Here is a 14,221-nt window from a genome sequence, read left to right on the forward strand (position 1 = left end):
TCGTCGTCGCGTGTTCGACTAGCCGGCAACATTGCAGTGCGAGCGTTCAAGGACCGAACCACCTGATCCACGAAGGAGCTCTCCGTGGACAGAAGCGTCGCCTCCGTTTTGCCTACCCGTCTCTCCCATTTGTCGCTCGCTGTGAGCCTGGCTGTCGGAGGGCTGGCCTTCGGTCTTTCGAGCGAGCAGGCCCTGGCCGTGTGCAGCGCGGCCGGGTCCACCGTCACTTGCAGCGGTGCTGCCAACCCGCTGGCCCCGAGCTATACCAATGGCGGTAGCGGCCTGACGGTCAACGTGAACCCTGGCGCCAGCCTGGGTACCCTGCTGGGCGTGGGAGGCACGTCGCTGTCGCTGGCGGGCAACGGCAATACGTTGAACAACTCCGGCACCATCGACCCTACGTTGCTGGGGTTGCTGAGCATCCAGTCCAGTGCTGTGCTGATCGGCAATACTGGTACCGGCAGCACGCTCAATATCAACAACAACGCCTCGGGGGTGATCAAGGGCACGGGTGCCTTGCTTGGCGCCAACCTTCTTAACCTTACGGGCATGGCGCTGGACGCGCGCAATGGTGTGGGCGGTACCACTACCATCACCAACGCCGGCAGCATCGGCTCCTCGGCGTTGCTTGGTCTCACGCTGCTCAGCGAGGACACGCCGGTCATCGCTGTGACCGGCGGCAGTACGGTTAACTTCACCAACACCGGTACCATTCTTGGGCGGGCAGCGTTCGAGGCTTCTGCTGCGGGCAACACCTTCACCAACGCCGGCACCTTGACCGGCAGCTTGTCGATGGGGGCCAACAGCACCAACCGCTTCAATGCCATCACCGGTTCGAGTGTCGGTGCCGGGCTTGGTGTCAGCATTGCACTGCTGGTCACCAGCAATCCCAACCTGAGCTTCGCAGCCGCCGGCAAGATCGATGGCGGTGCCGGTGGCAACAACACCCTCGCCTTGCAGAATGCCATTGGTGGCGGTAGCGGAACCACCGGCTCCGGCACGATCAATGCCAACAACTACATCAACTTCAACCGCCTTATCGTCGACAGCGGGACCTGGAGCCTGATCGGCCAGGTGCTCAACGGCACCACCCAGACCACCCTCAATGGCGGTTTGGTCAACTTCGACAATGCCAGCGCCTTTGGTGCCGGCGGCATCACCGTCAACGGTGGCGGGCTTGCCGGTACCGTCGCAGGTCTGAGCCTGACCAACGCCCTGACGCTCAACGCCGGCATCAACGTCGGCGGTGCTACCGACATGGCCCTCAATGGGGTCATCTCCGGCGTTGGCGGCTTGACCAAGACTGGCGCCGGCCTGCTCACCCTTGGGGCCACCAACACCTATAGCGGTGGTACCACCCTGGCCGCTGGCGGCCTCAATCTGACCAGCGCTGCGGCGCTCGGCAGTGGTGCGCTCACCGTCAGTGGTGCAGGCAGCCTGCAAGGCAGCGTGCCGCTGGTATTGAATAATGCCGTGGCGCTGAACGCGGCGCTGACCTTGCCCGGCAGCAACGCCCTGACCCTCGGGGGCGTGCTCAGCGGCACGGGCTCGCTGGTCAAGAGCGGCACCAGTAACCTGACCCTCAACGGCGCCAATACCTTCTCCGGCGGCACCAGCCTCGGCGGCGGCACGCTCACCCTCGGCAACAGCGCTGCCCTGGGCATTGGCGCGCTGACCCTGACCGGCAGCGGCGTGCTGGACACCACGGCCGCCATGACGCTGGCCAACGCGGTCAACCTCGGTGCCAACGCCCTGACCCTGACGGGCAACAACGCCCTTACGCTGGGCGGCGTGATCGCCGGCGCGGGTGGCAGCTTGATCAAGAACGGCGCCGCCGACCTGAACCTGAACGGCACCAACACCTTCAGCGGTGGCACCACGCTCAACGCCGGCAAGCTCACCGTCGGCGCCAACGCCGCGCTCGGCACCGGCGCCCTGACCCTGGGTGGCAACGCCAGCCTCGACGCTAGCACCGCAGTCAGCCTGGGTAACGCAATCAACCTCGGCGCCAACACCCTCAACCTGTTGGGCACCAGCGCCACTACCCTGGGCGGGGTGATCAGCGGCACCGGTGCACTGGTCAAGAACGGCGCCGCCGACCTGGCGCTCAACGGCAACAACACCTTCAGCGGCGGCCTGACCCTCAATACCGGCAAACTCACCGTGGGTAACAACAACGCCCTGGGCGGCGGTGCCCTGACCCTGGGTGGCAACGCCAGCCTCGATGCCAGCACCGGGGTCAGCCTGGGCAATGCCATCAGCCTGGGCGCCAATACCCTCAACCTGCTGGGCACCAGTGCCACCACCTTGGGTGGAGTGATCAGCGGCACTGGCGCGCTGGTCAAGAACGGCGCCGCCGGCCTGACCCTCAACGGCGCCAACACCTTCAGCGGTGGCACCACCCTCAACGCCGGGGTGCTGACCGTCGGTAACAACAACGCGCTGGGCACTGGCGCCCTTGTCCTGGGCGGCAATGCCAGCCTCGACGCGGGTGTGGCCGTCAACCTGGGCAACGCCATCAATCTGGCGGGCAACACCCTGAGCGTGGTGGGTAGCAACGCCACCACCCTGGGCGGTGTGATCAGCGGCACCGGTGCATTGGTCAAGAATGGCGCCAGCAACCTCACCCTCGGTGGCACCAATACCTTCACCGGTGGCCTGACCCTCAACGCCGGCACCCTGACCCTGGCCAGCGCTGCGGCGCTGGGCACCGGCGCGCTGACCGTGGGCGGTGCATCCACACTCGCCAACAGCGCGGCGATGACCTTGAACAATGGCGTCAACCTCGGCGCCAACCTGACCCTGGCCGGCGCCAACAACCTGAGCCTTGCAGGCAACCTGAGCGGTACCGGCGGCCTGATCAAGAACGGGGCGAGCACCCTGACCCTGAGCGGCAACAACACCCAGAGCGGTGCCACCGCGCTCAACGCCGGCACGCTAGTGGTCGGCAGCGCCACTGCCCTGGGCACCGGCGCACTCAACGCCGCCGCCAACACCACGCTGGATTCGTCGGTGGCCGGGCTGACCCTGGGCAACGCGCTTAACCTGGCCGGCAACCTCAACCTCGCCGGCAGCAACAACCTGACCCTCGGAGGCGTAATTGCCGGCGTCGGTGGCCTGACCAAGAACGGCAGCGCTACCCTGACCCTCAACGGTGCCAACACGCAGATCGGCGCGACCAACCTCAACGCCGGTACCCTTGTGGTCGGCAGCAACACGGCCTTGGGCTCTGGCGTGCTGAATGCCGCTGCCGGTACCCACCTGGACGCCAATGCCGCAGTCAACCTCGGCAACGCCGTGAACCTGGCCGGTGCCCTGACCCTCGACGGCACCGCCAACCTCGGCCTTGGTGGCGTGATCGCCGGTGCCGGTAGTCTGGTCAAGAACGGTGCCGCCACGCTGACGCTTTCCGGTCCCAACACCTACCTGGGCGGCACGACCCTCAATGCCGGTGGACTGGTTCTGGGCAATGGCGCCGCACTGGGCGCCGGCAAGCTGACCGTGGCGGGGGCCGGTAGTCTGGATACCTCGGCTGCGCTGACCGTTGGCAACGCCGTCACCCTGGATGCCGACCTCACCCTGGCCGGCAGCAACAACCTCAACCTCACCGGTCTGGTCGATGGCACCGGCCGGCTGATCAAGAACGGCACCAGCACGCTCACCCTCGGCGGGCTGAACACCTATGCCGGTGGCACGCTGCTCAACGGTGGCGCCCTGGTGCTGGGTAATGGCAGTGCCATCGGCACCGGCGATCTTACCGTCGGTGGCGCCGCGAGCCTGGACAGCAGCGCTGCACTGAGCCTGGGCAACAACATTGGCCTGAACGCCGACCTTACCCTCACCGGCAGCAACGCGCTGACCCTCGGCGGTGTGGTTAGTGGGGCAGGGCAGTTGGTCAAGAACGGCAGCGCCACTGTGACCTTGAACGGGGTCAACACCTATACCGGTGGCACCACGCTCAACGCGGGTGGCCTGGTGATAGGCAACGGCAACGCCCTGGGGACCGGCGCCCTGACCGTGGCCGGCGCCGCCAGCCTGGACAACAGCGCGGTCGCTACCCTGGGCAACGACATTGCACTGAACGCCAACCTGACCCTCGGCGGCAGCAACAACCTGACCCTTGGCGGCATCATCAGCGGTACTGGAGGCTTGATCAAGAATGGCCTGGCCGACCTCACGCTAACCGGCAACAACACCTTCAGCGGCGCCGTCGACTTGCTCGGCGGCACCCTGACCACCGTTGGTACGGGTGCGCTGGGCAACGCCTCGGCGGTCAATGTCGGCGCTGGCGCCAACCTCAACCTTGGGGCCAGCACCACGGTCGGCGGGTTGAGCGGTGCCGGCGCGGTGAGCGTGGCGGGGGGCAGTGATCTGACGGTCGGCGGCAACAACCTCAACAGCGTATTCAGCGGCGCCCTGGCCGGTAGCGGTGGCCTGATCAAGGCTGGCACCGGTGCTCTGGAGCTGTCCGGTGTGAACGTGCTTGGCGGCGCCACCACGGTCAATGGCGGCCTGCTCAATGTCAGCGGTTCGCTCGCCAGCTCCGGCGTACAGGTCAATGTCGGCGCCAGCCTGGGCGGCACTGGCAGCGTGATCGGCCCTGTGGACATCGCCAACGGGGCGCACCTGCTGGCCAACAGCGGCGCGACCCTCAACACCGGTGCGCTGACCCTGCACAGCGGCTCGATCCTCGACTTCGGCCTCGGCTCGCCCTCCACGGGCGGCACTGCCTTGGTCAACGTCAACGGCAACCTGACTCTCGACGGCACCCTCAACGTCACCGACCTCGGTGGTTTCGGCACCGGTATCTATCGGCTGTTCGACTACACCGGCGCGTTGGTCGACAACGGCCTGCTCGTTGGCACGTTGCCGGGCAGCGTACTGCCGGGCGATGTCCAGGTGCAGACCGCCATCGGCGCGCAGATCAACCTGCTGGTGGGCGGTGGTACCGGTAACGTGCAGTTCTGGGACGGTTCGCAAAGCGTGCCGAACGGCGTCATCGACGGTGGCGCCGGCACCTGGAACGGCAGCAATACCAACTGGACCGACATCAACGGTGTGCTCAACGGCAGCTGGGCCAGCGATTTCGCCGTGTTCCAGGGCGCCGCTGGCGATGTCACCGTGGTGGGCACCCAGGTTGCCACCGGTCTGCAATTCGTCACCGATGGCTATCGCCTGATCGGTACCGGTGGCCTGAACCTGGTCAATGGCAGCAACGGTGCATTCGCTGTGCGTGTCGATCCGGGCGCTACTGCGACGATCAACGTCGGCCTCTCCGGCAGCGGCCAACTGGCCAAGCTCGACACCGGCACCCTGGTGCTGAACGGCGCCAACAGCTACACCGGTGGGACCTTGCTCAACGGCGGCACCCTGGTGGTAGGCAATAACACCGCCCTGGGTACTGGCGCGGTCAGCGCCGCAACGGGCACCACGCTGGACAGCAATACCGCAGTCACCCTTGGCAACGCCCTGGCCCTGAGCGGCGCCCTGACCATCGCTGGCAGTGCCGACCTCGGCCTGTCTGGTGTGGTTTCGGGCGCCGGCAGCCTGGTCAAGAACGGCGGTGCCAACCTGACGCTGGGCAACGCCAACACCTACAGCGGCGGCACCACCCTTGCCGCTGGCACCCTGACCCTGGGCAACGACCTGGCCCTTGGGACGGGCGGCCTGAACGTCACTGGCGCCTCCAGCCTCGCCGCCACGGGTAACGTGGCGTTGGCCAACACCGTTGCGCTGAACGCCAACCTGACCGTGCCAGGCACTGGCAACCTCACGCTCAACGGCGCACTCAGCGGCACCGGTGGGCTGATCAAGACAGGCACCGGCGTGCTCACCCTGAACGGCAGCAACAGCCAGCAGGGTGCTACCAGCCTCAATGGCGGCACTCTGGTGGTTGGCAGCAACACTGCCTTGGGCACTGGCGCGCTGAATGCTGCAGGTGGTACCACCCTGAGCGCAGGCGCCAACGTGACCCTGGCAAACGCCCTCAACCTGGCGGGCAACCTGACGCTCGCCGGCGCGCAGGACCTGGTGCTAGGCGGCAACATCAATGGCGTCGGCGGCCTGACCAAGACCGGCAGCGGCACACTGACCCTCAATGGCACCAATGGCAACCTGGGCAACACCAACCTCAACGCGGGCACCTTGGTGCTCGGCAGCGCAAGCGCGCTCGGCCTCGGCCAGCTCAACGCGGCTGCGGGCACTACCCTGGACAGCAACTCGGCGCTCACTATCGGCAACACCGTCAATCTGGGCGGCAACCTCACCATCGCCGGCAGCAACGACCTGGGCCTGGGTGGGCTGGTCACGGGCGCTGGCAGCCTGACCAAGAATGGCGCCGGCAACCTCACCTTGAGTGGCCCCAACACCCTGTCCGGTGGCGTGACCCTTAACGCCGGCACCCTGACCCTGGGCAATAACTCGGCACTGGGCCTCGGCAACCTGACCGTCGGCGGCGCCAGCAACCTGGCCACCACCGGCGCCCTGATCGTGGCCAATCAGGTCACGCTCAACGACACCCTGACCCTGCCTGGTAACAACGACCTGGCCCTGAGCGGCGTGATCAGCGGTACCGGTGGCCTTGCCAAGACCGGCACCGGCAACCTGACCCTCGGTGCCGCCAACACCTATCAAGGCACCACCACGCTCGCCGCAGGCACCCTGACCCTGGGCAACGGCAGCGCGCTGGGCGCTGGCAACCTCTCGGTGACCGGCAACAGCATCCTGGCCACCACTGGCGCCCTGCAAGTAGCCAACGCCATCGGCCTGGGTACGGGCGCCACTTTGGGCGTCAACAACGCCCAGACCCTGACCCTCGACGGGGTCATCAGCGGCGGCGGCAGCCTGAACAAGACCAGCACCGGTCAACTGGTGCTCAACGGCGCCAACAACTACACCGGCGGCACCTCGCTGCAGGCCGGCAGCCTGCTGCTGGGTAACGCCAGTGCCCTGGGCAGTGGTGCCCTGAACGTCACCGGCGCCGCAGCCCTCGACGCCAGCCAGGCCCTGGCTCTGGTCAACGCGGTCAACCTGACCGGTGGCAATCTTACCCTCGGTGGCAGCCAGGCCCTCACCCTCAACGGTGTGGTTTCCGGCGCCAACGCACTGGTGAAGAACGGCGCCGCCGGTCTGACCCTCAATGGCAACAACACCTACAGCGGCGGCACCACCCTTAACGCCGGCACGCTGACCGTCGGCAGCAATACCGCGCTGGGTACCGGGGATCTGAGCACTGCTGCCAACACCTCCCTCGATGCCAGCGTGAACGCCGCATTGGCCAACAATGTGCACCTGGGCGGCGCGCTCAACCTACCAGGCACCGCCGACCTGACCCTCAACGGCGCGGTCGACGGTGTCGGTGGCCTGAACAAGGCTGGCGCCAGTACCCTGACCCTCAATGGCGCCAACAGCTACCTGGGCGGCACCACCCTGGGCGCCGGGCAACTGGTGGTGGGTAACGACAACGCGCTGGGGCAGGGCGCCCTCACCGTCGCGGGTGCCTCCACCCTGAGCAGCGGCGTCGCCAGTACCACATTGGCCAATAACGTCACCCTCAACGCTGGCCTCACCGTCGCCGGCACCAACGACCTGACCCTCAACGGAGTGATCAACGGGACCGCCGGGCTGACCAAGAACGGCAGCGGCAACCTCACGCTCAACGGTAACAACGGCTACCAAGGCGGCACCCAGCTCAATGCCGGGCGCCTGACCCTCGGCAGCAGCGGCGCCTTGGGCACCGGCACCCTCGACGTGACCGCCGACGCCACCCTGGTCAACAGCGCGTCGATGGCACTGGGCAACACCATCGCCCTGAGCAACGGCGCCAACCTGATCGTCGACGCCGCCAATGCCCTGATCCTCAGCGGCGACCTGGGCGGCACAGGTAACCTGGTCAAGGCCGGTGCCGACGATCTGACCCTGGTCGGCGTCAAGACCTTCACCGGCAACGTCGATATCCAGGCCGGCTCGCTCACTGCGCTCGGCAGCGGCGTCCTGGCCAACGTCGACACCCTCAACGTCGGTGCCAGTGGCCAGCTCAACCTCAATGGCAACACCAGCCTCGGTGCCCTCACCGGCAGCGGCAACGTCGATGTCGGCGTTGGCAGCACCCTGAGCCTGGGCAGCAACAACGCCAGTACCACCTTCGCGGGTGCCCTCAACGGCTTGGGCGGCCTGGCCAAAGATGGCACCGGTACCCTGACCCTCACCGGTACCAGCAATCTGGCTGACAACACGCAGGTCAATGCGGGCACGCTGAAAGTCGATGGCAGCCTGGGCAGTAACCTGCTGACCGTCGCCAGCGGGGCAACCCTCACCGGCAGCGGCTCTGCCAATGCCTCGGTGGTGATCGACAACGGCGGCCACCTGGCAGGCCAGAGCGGCGCCACCCTGGGCCTCGGTTCGCTGGTGCTCAACAGCGGATCGATCGTCGATGTCGGCCTGGCTTCGCCAAGCACTGGCGGCACCGCGCTGTTCAATGTCGGCGGCAACCTGACCCTCGACGGCACCCTCAACGTCAGCAATATCGGTGGCTTCGGCAACGGCGTGTATCGCTTGTTCGACTACGCCGGTGCGCTGACCGACAACGGCCTGGACTTCGGCACCCTGCCGCTGGGCGTGAGCCTTGGCGATGTGTCGCTGCAGACCGCGCTGGCCAACCAGATCAACCTGCTGGTCAGCTCCAGCGGCCTGAACATCCAGTTCTGGGACGGCAGCCAGACTGCCCCGAACGGCCAGGTCGATGGTGGCACCGGCGTGTGGAACGCCGGCAACACCAACTGGACCGACCTCAACGGCACCGTCAACACCACCTGGGGCAGCACCTTCGCGGTGTTCCAGGGCACGGCAGGTGACGTCACCGTCGACGGCAGCCAGAGCGTCAATGGCATGCAGTTCGTCAGCAACGGCTATCGCCTGCTGGCTGGGACCGCCGGCCTGCTCGACCTGGTCAACGGCAGCGGTGGCGATACCAGCGTGCGGGTCGATCCCGGCGTGATCGCGACCCTGGATGTTGGCCTGGGCGGTGTCGGCAAACTGAACAAGCTCGACACCGGCACCCTGGTGCTCAACGGCAACAACAGCTACAGCGGCGGTACCCAGCTCAGTGGCGGCACCCTGGTCCTGGGCAGCAACACTGCGCTCGGCACCGGCCTGCTGGACACTGCCAGCGGTACCACCCTGGACACCAACAAGAGCGTGAGCCTGGCCAATGCGATCACCCTCGCCGGCCCGCTGAACCTGACCGGCAACAACGACCTGGCGCTCACTGGCAACGTCGGTGGCGCCGGCAGCCTGGTCAAGGCCGGTAACGCGCAACTGGCCTTGTCCGGCAACAACAGCTACAGCGGCGGCACCGCCCTGAACGGCGGCACCCTGGTGGTAGGCTCCAACACCGCCCTGGGTACTGGCGTGGTCAGTGCGGCGGCAGGCACCAGCCTGGACAGCAGCCAGGCCGTGACGCTGGCCAACAACGTCAACGTCGCCGGCAACCTCAACGTGCTCGGCAGCAATGACTTGAGCCTCGGCGGCACCGTCGCTGGCGCTGGCCGTCTGATCAAGTCCGGCAACGCGCGGTTCAGCCTGCTGGGCGCCAATACCTTCAGCGGCGGCACCGAGCTGCAGGCCGGCACCCTGGTGGTTGGCAACAACGGCGCGCTCGGCACAGGTGGCCTCGACGTGACCGGCAATGCCAACCTCGACAGCAGCACTGCGGTGACGCTGGCCAATCCGGTCAATGTCACCGGCGTCCTCAACGTGCTGGGCAGCAACGACCTGCAACTGGCCGGTGTGCTCAGTGGCAACGGCGTGCTGAACAAGAACGGCCTGGCCGACCTCACCCTGTCGGGCAACAACACCTTCAGCGGTATCCTCAACATCCTCTCCGGCAGCCTGAGCACCATCGGCACCACCGCGCTGGGCACCCAGAGCGAGTTGAACGTCAGTACCGGCGCGAGCCTCAACCTCGATGGCAACACCACCCTGGGCGAGATCGGTGGCACCGGCGCGATCCAGATTGCTGCAGGCAACAGCCTCAACGTCGAAGGCGGCGTGTTCGATGGCAACATCAGCGGCACCGGCACGCTCAACAAACTCGGCACCGGCACCCTGGCCCTGAGCAGCAGCAACAGCCACACCGGCAATACCAACGTGCAGGCCGGTGGCTTGAAGGTGGATGGTTCGCTCGCCAGCAGCGCGGTCAACGTTGCCAGTGGTGCGACGCTGTCGGGTGCGGGCAACCTCGGCGGGGCGGTGACGGTCGCCAGCGGCGGTAGCCTCGCTGCCGCCAGCGGCGCGACCCTGAACGCGAGCAATCTGTCGCTGGATGCCGGTTCGAACTTCAACGCCGCGCTCGGCACGCCGACCGGCGGTAATTCGCCGCTGGTCAACGTCGCCAACAACCTGACCCTCGGTGGTACGCTCAACGTCACCGACATCGGCGGCTTCGGTGCAGGCGTCTACCGCCTGTTCGCCTACGGCGGCAGTCTGATCAACAACGGCCTGGCCTTTGGCACCACGCCCGTTCCAGTGACCGACCTCACCGTGCAGACCGCCGTGGCCAATCAGGTCAACCTGGTGGTCGGTGGTGCCAGCAACGTGCTGTTCTGGGACGGCAGCAACACCGTCGCAAACGGTGTGATCGATGGTGGCAGCGGTGTCTGGGATGCCACCAACAGCAACTGGACCGATGCCAACGGCGTACTCAACAACACCTGGAACGACACCTTCGCAGTGTTCCAAGGCACCGCCGGGACCGTCACCGTCAACGGCAGCCACAGCACCACTGGCCTGCAATTCATCACCGATGGCTACGTGCTCAACGCAGGCGCAGGCGGCGAACTGCTCACCAGCACCAGCGGCACTACCAACCTGCGGGTCGATAGCGGCGTCACGGCAACCCTCAACGTTGCCCTCAACGGCACCGGCAATGTCGCCAAGTACGATGCCGGCACCCTGGTGCTCAATGCTGCCAACGGCTACAGCGGCGGCACCGCGCTCAACGGCGGCACCCTGGTGGTCGGCAACGACAGTGCGCTGGGTAGCGGCACGCTGACCGCCGCAGCGGGCACCACCCTGGACAGCAACACCGCCGTCACCCTGGCCAACGCCGCAGTCCTCAACGGCGCACTGGCCATCGGCGGCAGCAACGCGCTGACCCTCAACGGCGATATCAGCGGTGCTGGCGGGCTGGTCAAGAATGGCGCAGGCCTGCTGACCCTGGGCGGCAGCAACAGCTACAGCGGCGGCACCCAGATCAACGCGGGCAGCGTGGTCGGCAACACCACCAGCCTGCAGGGTGCGATCCTCAACAACGCGGCGCTGACCTTCGAGCAGAACGCCAACGGCAGCTACACCGGCAACCTCACTGGTAGCGGTACGCTGACCAAGAACGGCAGTGGTGAACTGCTGCTGACCGGTGTCAACGGCTTGACCGGTGCCACCACCGTCAATGCCGGCAGCCTGCTGGTCAACGGACGCCTGGACAGCGCCACGGTACAGGTCGCTACCGGCGCTCGCCTGGGCGGCAGCGGCACCTATGCCGGGGCTGTGCAGATCGCCGACGGCGCCACCCTGGCCGCGGGCCAGAGCAGCACACCGCTGACGGTAGGCAGCCTGAACCTGAGCTCCGGCAGCGCCCTGGACTTCTCGCTCGGGGCGCCAGCGGCGTCCACTACGGTAGTCAAGGTCGACGGCAACCTGGTGCTCGACGGTACGCTGAACATCACCAATGCCGGCGGCTTCGGCACCGGTGTCTACCAGCTGTTCAACTATGGCGGCGCACTGACCAACAACGGTCTGGTCTTCGGCGCCATCCCCGGCAGCGTGGCACTGGGCGACCTGAGCCTGCAGACCGCCATCGCCAACCAGATCAACCTGGTGGTGCAAGGCGCGGGCGACCAGTTGCAGTTCTGGAACGGTGGCAAGACCAATCCGGATGGCAGCATCGGCGGCGGCAGCGGCACCTGGGGCCCTGGTACCAACTGGACCAACTCCAACGGCACCACCGGCGAAACCTGGAGCGATGCCTTCGCTGTGTTCGGTGGCCAGCCTGGCACCGTCACCGTGGTCGGCAACCAGTCGTTCAGCGGCATGCAGTTCCTCAGCGACGGCTACCAGGTGGTGCCGGGTACAGGCGGCAGCCTGACCCCGGTCAACGGTGCCGATGGCAGCCTGGCCCCGGTACGGGTCAACGCAGGTGCCAGCGCCGTGATCAGCGCGCCACTGGTAGGCACTGGCGGTATCGAAAAACTCGACGCTGGCACCCTGCTGTTGACCGGAGCCAACACCTACACAGGTGGCACCATTATCAGCGGCGGTACCTTGGCCGGTAACACCACCAGCCTGCAGGGCAACATCACCAACAACGCCAACCTGGTGTTCGCGCAGGGCACCAACGGCACCTTCAACGGCACCCTGAGCGGTACCGGCACCACCACCAAGCAAGGGGCGGGCAGCCTGTTGCTGACTGGCAACCAGCCGTTCAGCGGGGCCTTCAACGTCAACCAGGGCACGCTTCAAGTCGGCAATGCCGACAACCCAGGCACCAACCTTGGCGCCCAGGTCACCGTGGCCAACGGCGCGGCGCTCACCGGCAACGGTACTGTCGCCAGCCTGACCAACCACGGCACCGTGCTGCCAGGGCCTGCGGGCAACCTCAATGTCAGCGGCAACTTCACCAACGCCAGCGACGGCAACCTGGTCATCGACCTGGGCACCGCGCCGGTGAACTACCTGAATGTCGGCGGCACGGCCAACCTGGGCGGCAGCCTGACGGTGGCCAACCTCGCCGGTGGCAACGGGCAGTACACCGTGGTCAGTGCAACTGGCGGCATCAACGGCACCTTCGCCAGCAACAACCTGATGAACTCGGCATTCCTCAACAGCTCGCTCGACTACGGTGCCAACCAGGTGACCCTGTCGGTCAGCCGCAACGGCAACGCGTTCGCCGATGTCGCGGCCTCCAGCAACCAACGTGGTGTCGCCACGGCCCTGGAAAGCGCCGGTGCGCCGACCAGCCTGCGCGACAACATCCTGCCGCTGGACCGTCAGGCCGCGCAGTCGGCGTTCGACAGCCTGTCCGGGGAAATCCACGCCAGCACCGCGACCGTGCTGATCGAGGATTCGCGCTACATCCGCGACGCGGTCAACGACCGTATGCGTCAACCGGATTGCAGCCGCGAGGACGATCCACGCCGTACCCTGGCGCCAACCGCCAACCAGCAACTGACCAGCGAAGGTTGCCAGGGCCAGGCCGTGGGCTGGATCCGCGCCATTGGCGGCTGGGGTGACTACGACGGCAGCAGCAGCCATGCCAGCGTCGACCGTGACCTGTCGGGCTTCATGCTCGGTGTCGACCGCGCCCTGGACGATCAGTGGAAAGTCGGTATCGCTGCCGGATACACCCGCAGCAGCATCGATGCTCACCGTCGTCAGTCGGACGCCAGCGTCGACAGCTACCACCTGGCCACCTACCTGGGTTACCAGATGGATGCCTTCGCCGCACGCCTGGGCGCCAGCTACACCTGGCATGACATCGACACCAAGCGCGATGTTCAGGTGGGCAGCTACGACGACCGCCTGAAGGCCAAGTACAAGGCGCGCAGCGCCCAGGTGTTCGGCGAGGTGGGTTACGCCATCGACGCTGGCGGTATCGCCCTGGAACCGTTTGCCGGCCTGGCCTATGTCAACTACGACAGCGACAGTGCCCGTGAGAAGGGTGGCGACGGCCGCCTGAAGGCCAGCGTCGATCAGGACGTGACCTTCTCCACCGTCGGGGTGCGCGCCGGCAAGCGCATCAAGCTGGACAACGGCAGCGAGATCACACCACGGCTGTCGGTTGGCTGGCGGCATGCCTTCGGCGACACCAAGCCCGATGCCGACGCTCGCTTCATCGCCGGTGGCGCTGGTTTCAGCACCGAAGGCGTACCGATCGCCCGCGATGCTGCAGTGGTCGAGGCCGGTGTCGACCTGGCTGTCGGCCAGAGCGGCAAGCTGGGTGTGGGGTACTCCGGACAACTGTCCAGCGAGAACCGCGATCATGGCGTGGTGCTGAGCTTCAGCATGGGTTTCTGATCGGCTGAACCGCGGTGGGCTGTTCTGCAGCCCTATCACGGAACAAGCCCGCTTCCACGGATCTGGTGGACGCGGGCTTGTTGCGTGATAGGCCCCTCACTGACGCCCGGCTTACTTTCATCACGCCGCTGACGCTAGACTGTCATCTTTC

1 protein-coding gene is annotated in these 14,221 nt (G+C 66.5%); it reads left to right on the forward strand.

The genetic code is table 11. The features are described from left to right. Nucleotides 1–84 precede the first annotated feature (84 nt). Nucleotides 85–14,070 (forward strand): autotransporter-associated beta strand repeat-containing protein, encoded by a 13,986-nt coding sequence (locus APH44_RS09885; RefSeq protein ID WP_054892520.1) that lies wholly within the window; start codon nt 85–87, stop codon nt 14,068–14,070. Nucleotides 14,071–14,221 lie beyond the last annotated feature (151 nt).

The organism is Pseudomonas sp. NBRC 111143 (assembly GCF_001320965.1).
In the GTDB taxonomy this organism is placed as follows: Bacteria; Pseudomonadota; Gammaproteobacteria; order Pseudomonadales; family Pseudomonadaceae; genus Aquipseudomonas; species Aquipseudomonas machongensis.